The sequence below is a fragment of the Paraburkholderia sp. A1BS-2L genome, from assembly GCF_051125205.1.
Lineage (GTDB): Bacteria > Pseudomonadota > Gammaproteobacteria > Burkholderiales > Burkholderiaceae > Paraburkholderia.
This window is the reverse complement of record NZ_CP120429.1, coordinates 2,029,719-2,046,665: the sequence shown is the minus strand read 5'-3', so window position 1 is coordinate 2,046,665 and position 16,947 is coordinate 2,029,719. Positions and strand designations below refer to the sequence as shown.

General features: G+C 63.1%; 14 protein-coding genes. 3 read left to right on the top strand and 11 right to left on the bottom strand.

Going from position 1 to position 16,947, the window contains the following annotated elements; all coding sequences use genetic code 11:
- Positions 1–46 precede the first annotated feature (46 nt).
- The 4 genes from P5W98_RS24100 to P5W98_RS24085 all read right to left on the bottom strand — a co-directional run bounded on the left by P5W98_RS24100 (position 47) and on the right by P5W98_RS24085 (position 4,646).
- Positions 47–1,222: a polysaccharide biosynthesis/export family protein gene (locus tag P5W98_RS24100; protein WP_421025614.1), complete on the bottom strand. Its 1,176-nt coding sequence runs from the start codon at positions 1,220–1,222 to the stop codon at positions 47–49.
- Positions 1,219–1,689 carry a low molecular weight phosphotyrosine protein phosphatase gene (locus P5W98_RS24095; protein ID WP_421025615.1) on the bottom strand — a complete coding sequence of 157 codons (471 nt, stop codon included), beginning with the start codon at positions 1,687–1,689 and terminating at the stop codon, positions 1,219–1,221. The genes P5W98_RS24100 and P5W98_RS24095 overlap by 4 nt, the downstream gene beginning before the upstream one ends.
- Positions 1,690–1,747: 58 nt before the next feature.
- A complete protein-coding gene (locus tag P5W98_RS24090) occupies positions 1,748–3,166 on the bottom strand; it encodes a UDP-glucose dehydrogenase family protein (protein WP_421025616.1) in 1,419 nt (472 codons plus the stop codon).
- A 100-nt stretch (positions 3,167–3,266) separates the two neighbouring features.
- Positions 3,267–4,646, bottom strand: a complete 1,380-nt coding sequence (locus P5W98_RS24085) for an undecaprenyl-phosphate glucose phosphotransferase (protein WP_421025617.1) — start codon at positions 4,644–4,646, stop codon at positions 3,267–3,269.
- Between the two features lie 513 nt (positions 4,647–5,159).
- Here P5W98_RS24085 and P5W98_RS24080 point away from each other — a divergent pair.
- Entirely contained in the window at positions 5,160–6,680 is a 1,521-nt protein-coding gene (locus tag P5W98_RS24080; protein WP_421025618.1) for a mannose-1-phosphate guanylyltransferase/mannose-6-phosphate isomerase, read from the top strand.
- A 357-nt stretch (positions 6,681–7,037) separates the two neighbouring features.
- Here the strand turns inward: P5W98_RS24080 and P5W98_RS24075 are convergent, their stop codons facing one another.
- Complete coding sequence (locus P5W98_RS24075) at positions 7,038–8,279, bottom strand: transposase (protein WP_421025619.1); 1,242 nt, start codon at positions 8,277–8,279, stop codon at positions 7,038–7,040.
- A gap of 830 nt (positions 8,280–9,109) precedes the next feature.
- Between P5W98_RS24075 and P5W98_RS24070 the strand changes: the two genes are divergently transcribed.
- Positions 9,110–9,586 (top strand): DUF2501 domain-containing protein, encoded by a 477-nt coding sequence (locus P5W98_RS24070; protein ID WP_421025620.1) that lies wholly within the window; start codon positions 9,110–9,112, stop codon positions 9,584–9,586.
- Positions 9,587–9,762: 176 nt separating this feature from the next.
- The gene (locus P5W98_RS24065; RefSeq protein ID WP_421025621.1) at positions 9,763–10,251 is read left to right on the top strand and encodes a hypothetical protein; all 489 of its coding nucleotides are present in this window, start codon (positions 9,763–9,765) and stop codon (positions 10,249–10,251) included.
- 61 nt (positions 10,252–10,312) lie between these two features.
- Here P5W98_RS24065 and P5W98_RS24060 read toward each other — a convergent pair whose 3' ends face one another.
- From P5W98_RS24060 to P5W98_RS24035, 6 genes are all read right to left on the bottom strand, one after another.
- Complete coding sequence (locus P5W98_RS24060; protein WP_421025622.1) at positions 10,313–10,903, bottom strand: DUF4337 domain-containing protein; 591 nt, start codon at positions 10,901–10,903, stop codon at positions 10,313–10,315.
- Between the two features lie 299 nt (positions 10,904–11,202).
- On the bottom strand, positions 11,203–11,904 hold the full coding sequence (locus tag P5W98_RS24055) for an ABC transporter ATP-binding protein (RefSeq protein ID WP_421025623.1): 702 nt from the start codon (positions 11,902–11,904) through the stop codon (positions 11,203–11,205).
- Positions 11,904–12,674, bottom strand: coding sequence for a high-affinity branched-chain amino acid ABC transporter ATP-binding protein LivG (livG, locus tag P5W98_RS24050; protein ID WP_035521223.1), 771 nt, complete (start codon positions 12,672–12,674; stop codon positions 11,904–11,906). Before livG ends, P5W98_RS24055 begins: the two co-directional genes overlap by 1 nt.
- The gene (locus P5W98_RS24045; RefSeq protein WP_421025624.1) at positions 12,671–13,942 is read right to left on the bottom strand and encodes a high-affinity branched-chain amino acid ABC transporter permease LivM; all 1,272 of its coding nucleotides are present in this window, start codon (positions 13,940–13,942) and stop codon (positions 12,671–12,673) included. Before P5W98_RS24045 ends, livG begins: the two co-directional genes overlap by 4 nt.
- 7 nt (positions 13,943–13,949) lie before the next feature.
- Complete coding sequence (gene livH / locus P5W98_RS24040; protein ID WP_175195655.1) at positions 13,950–14,876, bottom strand: high-affinity branched-chain amino acid ABC transporter permease LivH; 927 nt, start codon at positions 14,874–14,876, stop codon at positions 13,950–13,952.
- Between the two features lie 156 nt (positions 14,877–15,032).
- Positions 15,033–16,166 (bottom strand): branched-chain amino acid ABC transporter substrate-binding protein, encoded by a 1,134-nt coding sequence (locus tag P5W98_RS24035; RefSeq protein WP_421025625.1) that lies wholly within the window; start codon positions 16,164–16,166, stop codon positions 15,033–15,035.
- Positions 16,167–16,947 lie beyond the last annotated feature (781 nt).

The following is a 16,947-nucleotide window of genomic DNA, read 5'->3' as shown; positions in this document are numbered from 1 at the left end:
GATCCCGTTTTGATTCATGTTGCAAGAAAAGACGGCTCTCGCGCGCTTAGCGCGTGAGCTGCTTCAGGTAGAAGAGCGTCTGGACGGTCGGCAGTACCTGCTGCAACACACGGTTGAAGGTGGTCGAGGCGGCAGTGCCGACGTACACGACATCCAGCGGCTTCAACTGGAATTGCGACGACAGCATGATCGCATCGGGCTTGGTCATATCGAGTCGGTAAATCTCCGGCTGGGTGGGGTTGTCCTTCATGCCGCGCATCACGAAGATCTGGCGCGGGTTCGCATCGGTGTCCAGAATGCCGCCGGCCGTCGTGAGCGCATCGGCAATGGTGAGCTTGCCGCGGATCAGCGTGGTCTGGGTCGGCGTCTTCACTTCGCCCATCACGAACACGCGGCTCTCGTTGCGGTCCGGCACATTGATGATGTCGCCGTCTTGCAGCACCACGTTCTGGCTCGTGTCGCCGCCGTCGAGCAAGGCGTTCGCGTCGAGCACGTAGAGCTTGCCGTTGCGCGTGAGGCGCACGCGGTTGATGTCGGCGCCATCGGTGGTGCCGCCCGAGCGCGTGATCGCGTCGACGAGCGTGAGCGGCACGTCGCTCATCGCGAGCGGGCCCGGCGTCTTCACGTCGCCGGTGACCTGCACCTTCTGGCTGCGGTACGAAAGCACGCGCACGTCAACCTGCGGGTTCTTGATGTACGGCCCGAGACCCGAGGCCAGCCGATCGCGCAGCTGGCCAGGCGTCTTGCCCGCCGCCACCACGCGGCCCACGAACGGGAAGTAGATCGTGCCGTCCTTCGCCACGGTCTGCCCGTACGGGTCGGCCTCGCCCGGCAGCGCGTTGGTGTACGGCTGCGTGAGCGCCTGACCCACCGTCTGTGTGGTATTGCCGCCCGACGAGAAGGTCGAGCCTTGCGGCGTCGAAATCTCGGGGTGATCGTAGACCGTCACGCCAAGAATGTCCTGCGGCGCGATGTGATACGTGTAGTCGGCCGTGCTCGCGTACTTGCTCGGCGGCAGCGCGGCGTTACGCGACGATACGGCGGCCTGCGCCTGCTGCATGACGAGCTGCGACGTGATCAGATGCACGTCATACTGCTTCTGCGGCTCAGTGCTCTTCTCTTCCTTCAGGTTCGAGGTGTCGAGGTAGTTGCCGGGCGCCGTGGAGCACGCAGCAACGAAGGCGCTCAACGCAAGAGCAGTCATTAGATTGAGTTTTCTCATTGGCATATTCGGCTCAGCCATCCCTTAACCAGTCGATCCATCAACTCCAGACTCTCGCGATACGCGACCTCATCGAGGCCATGCGGATCGGCGACATCCGAGTTTTCCCAATTTCCGAGCGCGTACACCTTGCCGCGCGCGGACGGCTCAATTCGCTCGACGGCGCTCACCTGGTGGCGCTCCGTCACGAGCACGAGGTCGGCGCGGCGCACGAGGCGCGGCGTGAGGCGGCGCGAGCGATGCTCGCCCACCTGCACGCCGCGCTCGGCGAGCAGACGCTGCATCACCGGGTCCATGTCGTCGCCGTTGCGGGCGCGCAGGCCCGCCGAATGAAACGCGCCCGCGTGCTTCCCCGACTGTCCCGCGTGCTCGCGCATTTGTTCACGAAAGCGTGCGCGGAACAGTTGCTCCGCCGCAGGCGAGCGGCAGACATTGGCATGGCAGACGATCAATACGTCCTTGATCATGACCCGATGGCTCCTCGGTTTTGCTTATTGCTTCATCGAACGCGGGGCTCGATGCGGCTTATGCCGGAACGCGCGTCTGCGCAGCCGCTTCGGCGCGCGCGCGGCCTGATTGCGTGGCGCTCGCGCGGCCCACCGCGTGATATTCGATGCCGAGCTCCTGCATCGCGGGCGGATCGTAGAGATTGCGACCGTCGAACACGATCGGCGTCTTCAATTGCTGCTTGAGCGTCTCGAAGTCCGGCGCCTTGAACACCTTCCATTCGGTGGCGACCACCAGCGCGTCGGCGCCGCTCGCGACGTCCATCGCATCCTCCACGTAGACGAGGCGTTCGAGCTGCTCGGGAGTTTTCGCCAGATCGAGCGCGAGCACACGCTGGGCCTCTTCCATCGCGACCGGGTCGTAGGCCACCACACGCGCGCCGCGCGCGAGCAGTTCGGCGATCAGCGTTCGGCTCGGCGCTTCGCGCATGTCATCGGTATTCGGCTTGAATGCGAGGCCCCAGAGGCCGAATGTGCGGCCCGTGAGGTCGGAGCCAAAGCGCGTGACGATCTTCTGCGCGAGCACTTCCTTCTGGGCGTCATTCACGGCTTCCACGGCGCGCAGAATTTGCAGCGGCTCGCCGAAATCCTCTGCAGTGCGCATCAATGCCTTCACGTCCTTCGGAAAGCACGAGCCGCCATAGCCGCAGCCCGCATAGAGGAAGTCGTAGCCGATGCGCGGATCGGAGCCGATGCCGCGGCGCACCGCTTCGATATCCGCGCCCACGCGGTCAGCCAGATTCGCGAGTTCGTTCATGAACGAAATGCGCGTGGCGAGCATGGCGTTGGCCGCGTACTTCGTGAATTCGGCCGAATGCACGTCCATGTAGAGCGTGCGTTCGCGATTGCGGTTGAACGGCGCGTACAGGCGCTTCATCAGTTCGCGCGCACGCTCGCCGGGCACGTCTTCATCGCAGCCCAGCACGATGCGGTCGGGGCGCGCGAAGTCTTCCACGGCCGCGCCTTCCTTCAGGAACTCGGGGTTCGAGACCACCGAGAACATGTGATCCTCGCCGCGCTGGCGCAATTCGGAAGCAATCGCGTCGCGCACGAGCGCGGCGGTGCCCACGGGCACCGTCGACTTGTCGACGATCACCTTGAAGCCCTTCATGTGGCGCCCGATGTTGCGCGCGGCGGCCAGCACATATTGCAGATCGGCGGAGCCATCCTCGTCGGGGGGCGTTCCCACCGCAATGAACTGCACGTCGCCGTGCGCGACCGCGGCTTCCACGTCGGTCGAGAACGTGAGCCGGCGCGCGCGCCGGTTGCGCTCGATAATCTCCTGCAGGCCCGGCTCGTGAATCGGCACGACGCCTTGATTGAGCAAGTCGATCTTGCGCTGGTCGACGTCGAGACAGAACACGTCGTTGCCGATGTCGGCCAGACACGCGCCCGTTACGAGACCCACATAACCGCTGCCAATGATCGTCAGATTCATGCCCACCTCAAAAGTAATTGCCTGTTGGTGCCCATCCGGTCCGCACTACTCATGCGAAACGCATGAGCGCGGCATGCGCAGATTGCGCGCCCGGTCCACTTCAATATGCGTTCTGGCCGGCGAAGCCTTTCCACATGGTCATCGCCACGATCCGCAGATCGAGACCGAAGCTCCAGTGCTGCATGTAGTGCAGGTCGAAACGCACACGGTCGCGCATTTTCTCCACGCGGTCGGTTTCGCCGCGATAACCGTTGACCTGCGCCCAGCCGGTAATGCCGGGCTTGATGCGATAGCGCGCCATGTAGCCGCGCACGAGGTCCTTGTAGATGTCGTCGTGCGCAAGCGCGTGCGGGCGCGGACCCACCACTGACATCTCGCCCTTGAGCACGTTGATGAATTGCGGCAGTTCGTCGAGACTCGTGCGGCGCAGGAAAGCGCCCACGCGCGTGACACGCGGATCGTTGCGGCGCGCCTGGGTGACTTGCCCCGCCACCTCCGCATGGACCTTCATCGAGCGGAACTTGTAGATCTCGAACTCGTTGCCGTCGAGCCCCTTGCGGCGCTGCTTGAAAAACACCGGCCCGTGCGAGGTCAGCTTCACTGCAATCGAAATGGCCGCCAGCAACGGAGCGAGCGCCACCAGCACGGCGCCGGCAAAGGCAATGTCGAACACGCGCTTGGGCAGCACGCGCAGATCCGTGACCGGCGAAGCGGCCAGATTGATGGCCGGCACGCCAAGCAGATCGACCACGGGCTGACTGAAAAACGACAGGCTGCGCACGTCCGGAATGAAACGGATGTTCACGAAATCGTTGCGCAGCGCCGTGACGATGCGATGAATCGTGCGCTCCTTCGTGATCGGCAGCGCGAGCCACAGTTCGCGCACGCCGTGCTCACGCACGTATTCGAGCGTGGCTTGCAGGTCGCGCTCGACTTTCACGCCGTCGAGCTGCGCATCGCCATCGGCGTCGCTGTCCTCGTCGAACACGAGCGCGGGATGAAAGCCTGCCTCGGGATGGCTCTTCATCTGCTCGATCAGGAAACGCGAGCAGCGATGATCGCCAACCACGGCCACCGCCTTCTGGTTGTAGCCTTCGCGGCGCAGGCCGCGCAGCACCATGTGCACCATCGTCTTCGAAACGATCAGGAACGCCACCGATGCCACGACCCAGTACGCGAGCCAGATGCGGGAAAGCGAATCGGCGCGGTGCACGCTGAACGAAAGCAGAATGCCGGTGCACTCCACCGCGATCCACGCGGCGCACACGCGGGCCGCAAGCACGTAGAGCGACTTGCCGCGCCACGACTGGTAAATGCCGAATGCCGGAAACATCCAGATCGCGAGCACGCAGTTGAACGCGAGCGCCACGCTCTCCATATCGGAAAGCGCGGTGAATTTACCGTGGTGCAAGGCAGCGGCCACCAGGGCGCCAGCGGCGATGGCGGCAACATCGATGATTCTGGCTAGAACGCTCAGCATGTCCGGCACCTCGGTTTAGAAAAAATGAATCGCAGCCACGCGCGATGCATCATGGCCGCCGCTAACAGGAAATACAGAAGTCAGGGAAAGTTGCACCAGGCTCTCCCGGCGCAGACGAAGCGTATCCGAATAAACCCTAATAAAGCACGATAAAAATTGATAGCGCAACGCCCAAAAGTATCTCCAAATGTTTCGTTGCTAACTGTCTATTTTTTGTGTGATTTTTTCGGCAACGTTTGCCGGAAATCCCACCTGCCGGGCCGGCGGCATCGCGGCCTGAGCAGCAAAAATTGCCGCATTCATCGCACCGGACCCTGATTAATTTTTTAGCTTCCAGATCCGGCGCGAAGCCGCCGCGCCATTTTTATTCGATTTTTTATTGGCGCCGCATTGTGACGGATTGATTATTTTCCATTTGATTAGAATATTTTCCGTTTTCTTCTTTACGATTCTATTTATATCGATTTTAAGCGTGCTACAAATCTCGTAACCGAAACCCCTTTGGAGAATGAGATGACGGATACGGGTTCCGCAACGACATCGGCACGCGCAACCGACGCGCGCGCCGCATCGCGCAACGCGCTGCAAGTCTGCCCCGTGGTGCTTGCGGGCGGCGCGGGTTCGCGGCTGTGGCCACTGTCGCGCGAACAGTACCCGAAGCAGATGATCAACCTCGTGGGCGAGCATTCGCTGCTCGCGGATACGGCAGGCCGTCTCGACGCGCTCGCAGAACGCGTCACCCTCGCCGACAAGCTGATGATCGTCTGCAACGAGGAACACCGCTTCACCACCGCCGACCAGGTTCGCGCGGCAGGCAAGGAAGCGCGTCTCATTCTCGAACCGCTCGCGCGCGACACCGCGCCCGCGCTCACCCTCGCCGCGCTGTCCGTGGTCGCCGAACGTCAGGACGGCATTATGGTCGTGATGCCCGCGGACCACGCGCTCGCCGACCTCGAAGCCTTCCAGGCCGCCGTGGCCGATGGCGTGCGTCATGCGGCCAGCGGCCAGATCGTGACGATGGGCATCGTGCCCACGCGCCCCGAAACGGGCTATGGCTACATTCACGTGGGCGAGCCGCTTGCCGCTGGCGACGAGGCCGGCGCACGACGCCTGAACGGATTTGTCGAGAAGCCCTACTTCGAGCTCGCGCAGCAGTACGTCGCTTCGCAGCGCTACTGGTGGAACAGCGGCATCTTCATCATGCGCGCGAGCACGTGGCTCAAGGCGATTCGCCATTTCGAGCCGGCTATTTACGAAGCCTGCTCGGCCGCCGTCCAGAACGGCAAGGAAGACGGCGACTTCTTCCGTGTGGACAGCGAAGCATTCGCGCGCTCGCCGTCCAACTCGATCGACTACGCCGTGATGGAGCCGCTCTCCGGCGACACGACCGTGGCCGGCGGCGTGGTGGTGCCGCTCGCGGCGGGCTGGACCGATCTCGGTTCGTGGGACACCGTGTGGCAAGTCGCTTCGAAGGACGAAGCCGGCAACGTGGCCCAGGGCGAAGTCATGTTCGAAGGCGCGAACGATACCTTCGCGCACTCGGATGGACGCCTGATCGCCTGCCTCGGCACCGAGAATCTGGTGGTCGTCGAAACCGCCGACGCCGTGCTCGTGGCCGACCGCTCGCGCGCCCAGGACGTGAAGAAGATCGTGCAGCGCCTGAAGTCGCAACACCGCAGCGAAGCGGTCGCGCATCGTCTCGTGCATCGCCCGTGGGGCCACTACGACAGCGTCGACAGCGGCGAGCGCTTCCAGGTGAAACGCATCGTGGTGGAACCGGGCGCACGCCTGTCGCTGCAAATGCATCATCACCGCGCCGAGCACTGGGTCGTCGTGCGCGGCACGGCACTCGTCACGCGCGGCGACGAACGCTTCATCGTTTCGGAAAACGAATCGGCCTACATTCCGCTGGGCGTTTCGCACCGCCTCGAGAATCCCGGCAAGATGCCGCTCGAAATCATCGAGGTGCAATCGGGTTCGTATCTCGGCGAAGACGATATCGTGCGTCTGGACGATCAGTACGGCCGGCAGTAACGCAGGTCATGCGGTAAAGGCAAGTCAATGCAGGTCAAGGGGCGCCGCAGAGCGCCCCGCTGCACAAGCAGAAAATCGATGAGCAATGTGGACGGAGACAGCACGGACGGCCGTGGCGGCGATTGAAGACGCAGCCGCTACGGCCGTGAGTGCAAGCACGAGCAAGAGATGGTCATGCTAAACGTGGTCAATGCGCTGGCAACTGCGGCGAATAATGCGGCAATTAGTGCGGCAATTAATGCGCGCACGACGAACACGAAAACCGCTGCAAAAGCAGCGGCGAAATCGGCAATGAAGCGGGCAATGATGCGGGTGATGCGAGCGGACGCAGGCGCCGGCGAGCGCCGGCCCCTGCCCCTAGCCCAGATGCGTTCTGTAACGCGAGATGTAGTGGCGGCGTTCAGCGCCCGCACCGTTTGCCGCGGCCGGGTCGCGTGCCTCGCCACCGTTGCGCAGCACGGGGTTCGAGGCGTAGCGCTGCAGCGCTGCCAGGCGCACGTTGTTCGCCGCATTGGACGACACCGTGCTCACCACGTTGGCCGCGACCGCGGGCATGGCGCGCGTCACCACGCTGCTGGTTGCGTGATGCGTTGCGTGGTCAGGCGGCACGGCGAGAGCCGGACCATTCGCGCACGCGCTGGCGCTGCCAGCGGACGAAGCACCTGCGGACGCAGGCACTTCGCGCTCGATCCATTGGCACGCCCAGTCGAACGCGTAATGGCGTGCCGCTTCGCAATTCTCGAACGGCGGGCCGATCAGACCGGAGCGCTCGAGACGCTTGCCGTCCTTGAGAATTTCCACGGCCGCGCGATACATGTCGTTGCGCGCGAGCTCCACGCTCAGGTGGATCTCGCAGCCGCCCCATTCCACGACCTGCACGGCCGGCGGCGTGGCGCTCGTCCATGGCGCGGTGGCGTGCTCCGAGGGCTCGGCGGCGATCGGCGCGACCGTGCGGCTGACAACAGGCGCGCTCACGCTCGCATCGGCCGGGCGCGGCACAGCGCCCGAATGCGTCGGCTGCGAACGATGCGGCACTTGCTTGTGCGTTTGATGCATCGTGGGGAACGGCGCGCGGCCCTCATCGTCCTGGCTCACGAGTTGCCTGGTCATGCTCTCGATGGGGTCGGCCAGCGGCACATCGGCCACCGAAGCGGGCGCCTGCCATGCCTCGGGACTCTTCCAGTAGACCGCGGGCAAGCCGTCGTCCTCGACGACTTCTTCGGCCACCGACACTCCGGACGCCACGGCTGCAGCCACGGACTGCGAAGCCTGCGCGTGGTTCGCCGGCGCCTGGGCCTGCACGGGCTCCGGCACGTAGACGAAGCTGCGGCCACGCTCGACGAGCAGCTTGACCAGTTCGTTGAGCGTGCCGCTCATGTGCCATTCCTCGAAACGGCGCCGGCAGGTGGGACCGGACGGATAGCGCGCAGGCAGACGCGACCAGGACTCACCGGTCGTCAAGATCCACAGCACGGCGTTGGCCACGACACGTGGCTCCGCGCGCGGGCGACCGCGGCGGTTCAGGCGTATGGGCGGTTCATCGGATACGAGCGAGGACACTAGCACCCACTCGTCGTCGCTCAGTTCTTCGAAATTCATGCTGTTCTCCACGCAGCCGGACCGGGGCTGCTGTGACGGAGCCTTCGCTCGCGGGTCTTGCTGCCCGCGTTGGCGTGCTCGGTTGCACCATATGTTTATATGACAGGTTCATTGGCATCCCCGGCTGCACATTGACAGTGCGTATGTTCACGGAAATGACGCAAGGAACGTGGTCTCACTCGTGCAAGGGAGAATTTGTGCAGGAAGCATACCACCTGAGACCAGCCGATGAGGAGGGCCGTAATAAGTGTTACGGTTAGAAACAAAGTAACGCTTTTTGTGGCCCGATTTATGCCCATTGGCACTTGCAAAACGCGCCTTCGAGCCCCCTTCCCGACTGCGAAAACCCCTTGCAGCAAGGGCTTTTTCGCCCTCGCAAAGTCTTCGTGAGGTCTTTCTCCAAGTCCTTCATCTTCCTGCCCCATCCTTCGATGCCATGCAAATGCATCTCGAAGTGCCCGACCCCGTGACGACACCTTCGACTGACTGCATCATTAAGCATATTGCCCAGTGCAGCATCGACCCGTTCGATTTCCGAGGCCCCTATCCTCTTTCATCGACTCGTCGCGTTTCGTCTGCTACAGGAAACTCAGTTGTGCACGCAACAAATGACATGGGAATGAAATCCCGCTTCGTTGGCGCCTTCACCCTGCACTTCATGCCTCGCGCATGCGTATCTGTGGCGATGGACACACACATGAACACGACCGCGAACGCACCGCGGAAACCGACTTTTATGCCGCAGCCACGCAGCAAAGTCCGCGCGGCAATTGCGTTTATAGTACGAAAGCTTTAATCATCAAATCGCCAGTTATCCAGGAGATTCGTGTATGCATACTTCCGCATTGCGCAGCGCGCGCGCTCTGATCGCCGTGGCGGGTGTCGCCGCGGCTCTGCTCGCGCCGTGGAATGCCGCGCAAGCCCAGCTCGGCAACTTGCTCAACCAGGTGGGCAGCAGCGGCTCGACCTCGGCCGCCGGCGCAGCCGGCAGTCTGGGCAACCTCGGCAGCGCGCTCTCCGGTTCCTCGCTCACCTCGGGCGGCCTCGGCAACGTCACGGGCCTGATCCAGTACTGCGTCCAGAACAATTTCCTCAATGCCGATACCGCCAGCAGCGTGCAGAACTCGCTGCTCGGCAAGCTGCCCGGCGGCGCGTCGAGCACGGACCCCGGCTACAAGCAGGGCGCCAACGGCATCCTCCAGACCGGCAACGGCCAGCAGCTCGACCTTTCGAGCGCCGGCCTCCAGGAAGCCGCCAAGAAAAAGGTGTGCGACACGCTCCTGACTCAGGCGAGATCGATGCTTTAACGGAAGTTGCAAGACGGCCATGCGCGCGAGGTGGCCGTCTTGCTCACATCCATATTCGGCTTGAATGTGCGGCGCGGCGCAGAACTGCGCAATTTCCATGCCGCGCCCCTTGAACACCGACGGCATTTGGGTGTCGAATGTAATCAAGCGAAACGCAAGTGATTGTCCCGTCACTCATGAACCCGCGCCAAGTCACCGTAATGCCCTTGTTCATCGTGCTTTGCGCGCTGTGCGCGGGGCTCGCCGCTCTTGCCGTGCCGCGCGTCGCCAAGGCGCAATCGCAGGGCTCGGCACACGACCGGACGCACGACCAGCAGTTCGACTGCAAGTCGAACCCGCATGAGTTCATTTCGGCGCTGATCGAAGAAAAATCCATCGACCCGAAGCCGAGCCGGGTGGAAGCGAATTCGGTCAACGCCTTTCGCCCCGTGCACGGCAACCGCCTGAGCGCGTTCGGCTTTCCCATTTACGTCGTGCTCGGCTACGCGCACGACGACGCCCTCTTTCATCGCGGCGCGGGCAAGGAAATCGATGCCCCGCTTTATGGCGTGGTGGTTTCCGCGCCGGCGGAATCGGTCCGCACGCGCGTGCACGAGGCCAACAGCGACGCGACCGTGCAGTCGGTCGTGCCGCTGCTGCTCACGGCCATCGTCTGCGGCGGCTAAGCAGCGGGTAAGGGCCGGTAAACGGCACACCAGAACGGCCGCGCCACGCCCACGGCCCGCGCTACGCAAAGAACGCCAGAGCGCCCAGCACCACGCCCGTCACGCCCACACCCAGCGAAGCCCACATCAGCCACTTGCTCCGCGTGAGCAGCGTGATCGCCGTGAGCGCGATCGAAATCTGGATCAGCGTGGTCGCCTGCGCCCAGCGATGGTGGCCATGCAGCAGTTCCTCCGCGTGAGCATCGTCCTGTGCCACCTGCTTTTCCAGCGACTCCGCCTGGGTGCGAATCGGCTCCTTCTCCTTGCGATAGCGATCGGCTTCGGCAGTGAAGCGGCGCCGGGCTTCGGTCGAGCCAGGCGTGAGCGCCGCCAGCTCAGCGCCCAGTTCGGCGAGGTGCTGCTTCTCGCCCTTGGCCTGATACCAGGCCCATTGATTCGCCGCCTCGGTTTTGCGAATGGCCGCCTCGTTCTTATAGTAGAGCGCGAGATTTTCGCTGTTGCCGCTCTGGTAAGCGAGGATCGCGCCAATCGAGGCGAGAATCGCGGTCACGACCGCCATGCGCCCCGGAAACGGATCGCGCGCGTCATGGCCCGCGGCCGCATGCTCGACCGCATGATCGTGTGGGCCGTGCACTTCATAATCTTCAGACATCCAACCACTCCCCGGTGTGACTCGAATACCCCGCGCACTGCGCATGGCTCGTGCCGCCGCACGCAGGGGACGCTCAATTATCGTGAGCGCAGCCCGCTTGTCCAGCCTTCGTAACGCATGTTGCAATCAGAAAGAAATTCGCGGCCAATCGAAAATGAATTGAAAGTTTTTGGCAGGCACTGGAATGAAAACGGCCCGCGTAACCGCCGCACGATTGCGGTGGATTGCGCGGGCCGGAATGCCCGATGAGCTGAGAAGCCAAGTGACAGCCCGCGCGTTCAGTACGAACGCGCGGGCGCTTAGCCGCCCAAATAGGCGCGCTTGATATTGTCGTTCGCGAGCAGGTTCTCTGCGCTGTCGGCGAGCACCACGCGCCCCGTTTCGAGCACATAGCCGCGATCGGCCACGTGCAGCGCCTTGTTGGCGTTCTGCTCGACGAGGAACACCGTCACGCCTTCCTCGCGGATCGCACGGATGATGTCGAAAATCTGCGCAATCACGAGCGGCGCGAGGCCGAGTGTGGGCTCGTCGAGCAGCAGCAGGCGCGGCTTGCTCATCAGCGCGCGGCCGATCGCGAGCATCTGCTGCTCGCCGCCAGACATCGTGCCGGCACGCTGCTTCGCACGCTGATTCAGACGCGGAAACAGTTTGAAGACGTGCTCGATGCCCGCCTCGATCTCCTGCGGCGAGGCGAAGAAGCCGCCCATCTGCAGGTTTTCGAGCACGGTGAGGCTCGGAAACACGCGGCGTCCTTCGGGCGAAATCGCCATGCCCATGCGCATGATTTCGTGCGTGGACTTGCGCGTGATGTCCTGCCCTTCGAACGTCACGCGCCCCGACGAGGCGCGCGGCGTGCCGCACACCGTCATCATGAGCGTGGTCTTGCCGGCGCCGTTGCTGCCGATCAGCGTGACGATCTCGCCTTTGTTCACTTCGATCGATACGCCCGCCAGCGCTTCCACCGCGCCATAGTGGGTATGGACCTTTTCCAGCTTCAGCATCAGTCCTCTCCGAGATAGGCCTTGATCACGCGCGGGTCGTTGCGCACTTCGTCGGGCAGGCCGATCATGATCGGCTTGCCATGCTCCATCACGAGGATGCGGTCCGATACACCCATCACGAGACTCATGTCGTGCTCGATCAGGAGTACCGAGATTCCGAACTCGTTGCGCAAGCCGTCCACCATCTGCTGGAGCTCGATCTTCTCCTGCGGATTCAGGCCCGCGGCCGGTTCGTCGAGCATCAGCAGACGCGGATCGGTAATCATGCAGCGCGCGATTTCGAGGCGGCGCTGGTGACCATACGAAAGCGTGCCCGCCTCGCGGTTGGCCACCTGCTTCAAACCCACGCGATCGAGCCAGTACGCGGCGCGCTCGAGCGCGGCGCGTTCGGCGCGGCGGTATGCGGGCGTCGCGAACAGGCCGCTCAGCATGTTGCGGTTCACCTTCAGGTGCTGCGCAACCATGAGGTTTTCCAGCACCGTGAGCTGCTTGAACAGACGAATGTTCTGGAACGTGCGCACGAGGCCGCGGCGCGCGACCTGATGGCTCGGCTGCCCCGTGATGGCGTGGCCGTCGAGCACGATGTCGCCCGCGGTCGGCTTGTAGAAGCCGCCCACGCAATTGAACACCGTGGTCTTGCCTGCGCCGTTCGGCCCGATGATCGCGAACACCTCATTCGGACGCACATCGAAGTCGATGCCGTCTACGGCCAGCAGACCGCCGAAGCGCATCTGCAGGCCTGCTACTTTCAACAACGCTTGTGCGCTCATTGCGGCAACTCCACGTGCGGACGGCTTGCGGGCAACAGGCCCTGCGGACGCCACATCATCATCAGCACCATCACCAGACCGAAAATCAGCATGCGATATTCGGCAAAGCCGCGCGCGACTTCGGGCAGCACCGTGAGCAGCACCGCCGCGAGCACCACGCCCAGCTGCGAGCCCATGCCCCCCAGCACCACCACGGCCAGAATCAGCGCCGATTCGATGAAAGTGAACGACTCGGGCGTGACGAGCCCCTGGCGCGCCGCGAAGAACGCACCGGCAAGGCCCGCAAACGAAGCGCCCAGCGTGAACGCCGAAAGCTTGATGCGGGTGGGATTGAGGCCGAGCGAACGGCACGCGATTTCGTCTTCGCGCAGCGCTTCCCACGCGCGCCCCATCGGCATGCGCAGCAGACGGCTCGTGACGAACAGCGTGAACGCCACCAGCACCAGCGCGAGCAGGTACAGGAAGATCACCATGTGCACGCCGTTGTACTCGATGCCGATCAGCTCGTTGAACGTCTTCGCGCCTTCCACGCTCGCGTGGCGCGCGAGTTCGTAGCCGAACACAGTGGGCTTGGCGATGCCGGAGATGCCATCCGGGCCGCCCGTGATGCTCGTGAGGTTATTGAGCAGCAGGCGGATGATCTCGCCGAAACCGAGCGTCACGATCGCCAGGTAGTCGCCGCGCAGGCGCAGTACCGGAAAGCCGAGCAGGAAGCCGAACGTGGCCGAGGCAAGCGCCGCGAGCGGCAGGCATTCCCAGAACGTGAAGCCGAAATACTGGTTGAGCAGCGCATAGGTATAGCCGCCCACCGCGTAGAAGCCCACATAGCCGAGATCGAGCAGGCCCGCGAAGCCCACCACGATATTCAGGCCCAAGCCCAGAATCACGTAAATGAGCGCGAGCGTGGCCACGTCCACCGCGCCGCGCGAGCCCATGAACGGGAACACGGCGCCGAACGCGAGCAGCACCCAGATCGCCGCGCGCTGCTGGCGCGCGCCGAGCGCCGGCGCCTTGGGCAGACGCACCGAACTGGTTGCGCGCACAAACATCGGCTTCACGAGCTGGAACACGAACACCACGGCAGCGGCGATCCACACGGGACGCCAGTGCTGCTGCAGCACGACCTGGTAGCCGTCGAGCGTAAGCTGCAAACCCAGGATGGGCGCGGTGAGGATGATCGTCGCGACGGCCGCGGCGAGCGCGCCCTTCACGGTCTGCGACGACGACGGGCCTTCAGCGGCCATGCGAACCGAAACAGTCTGACTCATGGCGACCTCACACCTTTTCGACGTCCGGCTTGCCGAGCAGGCCGGTGGGACGGAACAGCAGCACGAGCACGAGCAGGCCGAACGCCACGACGTCCTTGTACTCGGACGGCATGTAGGCCGAAGCGAACGTTTCGGCGAGACCGAGCAGCACACCGCCGAGCATCGCGCCCGGAATGCTGCCGATGCCGCCGAGCACGGCGGCGGTGAACGCCTTGATGCCCGCGATGAAGCCGATATACGGATTGAGCTTGCCGATCGTGAGTCCGATCAGCACGCCGCCCACGGCGGCCAGCATCGCGCCGAGCACGAACGTGAACGAGATCACGCGGTTCGTGTCGATGCCGAGCAGATTGGCCATCTTCATGTCCTCGGCGCAGGCGCGGCAGGCGCGGCCCATGCGCGAGCGCGAGATGAAGAGCGTGAGCGCGATCATCAGCACGACCGTCACGCCGACGATCAGCATGCGCGCGTACGGAATCGTCACTTCGAAGTTGCCGCCCATGTTGAAGTCGAGCGCGCCGGAGATCAGCTGCGGCACGGACACGTCGCGCGCGCCCTGCCCGATCTGCACGTAGTTCTGCAGAAAGATCGACATGCCGATGGCGGAAATCAGCGGCACGAGACGCGGCCCGCCACGCAGCGGCCGATACGCCACGCGCTCGACCGCGAAACCGTAGAGCCCGGTGACGAGCACCGAGACGATGAGCGCCGCGCCCAGCACGAGCGGCAGCGGATAGCCCGCCGAAGTGCCGATCGCCGTGAGCGTGACGAGGCCCACATAGGCGCCGATCATGTAGATCTCGCCGTGAGCGAAGTTGATCATGCCGATGATGCCGTAGACCATCGTGTAGCCGATGGCGATCAGCGCATAGATTGCGCCCAGCGTGAGCCCGTTGACGAGCTGCTGGGTGAACTGCGGAAGAAAATCATTCATGCGTAAGCCCCGCGGCCGTGAAGCCGATGAGAGACCTTAAAGCGGTGTCGACCCGAGTTTTTGTATTTCGCCGCGCATGCGGGCGTTGCAAGAACGCCCCGCCCGCCATAGCGGAAAGCGGGAAGTTCGCGCCGCGCCCGCAGCGCAGCGCCAGGATCAGTTCGCGGCGGTCTTGGTGGCGTCCTTGTGCCACGTGTAGACGACGAAGCGGAACGACTTCAGGTCGCCCTGGGCGTCGTACTCCACCTTGCCGATCGGCGTGCTCATCGCGTTCTTGTGCATCCAGGCCGCGACCTTGGTCGGATCGGTGCTCTTGGCGCCCGCGATGCCGTCGGCGATCACTTCGACCGCAGCGTAGGACGGCATCTGGAACGGACCGTTCGCGTCGCGCTTGGCGTCGGCGAACGCCTTCACGAGCTTGCCGTTGGCCGGGTCCGAAGCGAAGTCGGCCGGCAGCGTGACGAGCATGCCTTCCGAAGCGGGGCCAGCAATGGCCGTCACGTCCTTGTTGCCCACGCCTTCCGGTCCCATGAACGTGGCCTTCACGCCCTGCTCACGCGACTGGCGCATCAGGAGGCCCATTTCCGGGTGATAGCCGCCGAAGTAGACGAAGTCCACACCCTGCGACTTGAGCTTGGTGACGACTGCCGAGTAGTCCGAATCGCCTGCGTTGATGCCTTCGAACACCACCACCGGGATGTGTGCCTTGTCGAGCGCGGCCTTGACCGAAGTGGCGATGCCCTGCCCGTACGACTGCTTGTCGTGCAGGATCGCGACCTTCTTCGGCTTGACTTTGTTGATGATGTACGCGGCAGCGGCGGGACCTTGCTGGTCGTCGCGGCCGATCGTGCGGAAGATGTACTGGCGCTTCTTGCCTTCGGTGAGCTGCGGCGCGGTTGCCGACGGCGTGACCATCACCACGCCTTCGTTCTCGTAAATGTCCGAAGCGGGAATCGTCGAGCCCGAGCACACGTGGCCGATCACATAGTGGATGTGCTGCGAAACGATCTTGTTCGCGACGGCGACGGCCTGCTTCGGCTCGCATGCGTCGTCCATCATGACGGCTTCGAGCTTGTTGCCGTTCGCGCCACCGGCGGCGTTGATCTGTTCGATCGCGGTCAGGGCGCCTGCCTTGACCATGTCGCCGTACTGGGCGACCGGGCCGCTGAACGGGCCGGCAATGGCGATCTTCACGGTTTCGGCGTTCGCGGCGGCGCCAAAGGCGAGCAGCGCGGCGGCCACGGAAAGGGAAGCAAGGCGGTTACGGTTAAAACAGGACAGCGGCGTCATCAGGAGCTCCTCGATTGTTTTCGGGTCAACCGGGCAAGCGGCATGACCTGCGCAAACGAACAGCACCCCGAGAATGTGGCCAGGGAGGACAACAAGGACGGGCCAGAAAGACAACAGACGCAACGGGGCCCGGCATGTATCGGCCGCCTGGTAGCGGCTTCAGTTCGGAGAGACCGTGAGTACGGCCCCTATTGCGCAAGCGATCCGCCTGCCCCGTTCGCTGCATTTCAAACCTGGAAGGTGATCCGGCCAAAATCAGCGACCCGCGGATGCTATCAATAAACCTACCCATTCCGCAACCGAGGGTTTTTTCGGATATCGATGGCTATATTGACGTAAGTCAATTGACGAAAACCACCCAGGATGTGCGGAAAACCCTTGAAATATCGGCGGCCCGGGGAGTTAGGCAGGGCTGAAGGCCGCCACAGGCCCGTCTGGCGGCGGTGTGGAGAAACGGATTTCCAATCAGAAAATCTGATTTTTTCTAAAAAATCGCTGCAGCACCTTATCTATTATATTTATTTGCGCCGATGATCATTTTAGATACTTACCTAACCACCCGATCAGCCACCTCGCGCAATAAGTAAAAACCCTAAATGTAAATACTCGCAACCTCTTGATTTTATTGCGAAAAATTACATTTTCATTTCAATGAAATGCCGTATCAAAAAAATATCAAACACATAACTCGCCAGTACACATCGAACCATTATTTCCAATTGGAATCCGGGAAAACTTCCGGCAACCCACCGATTTTTCCTGAAAATCGCCGGCATGGTTT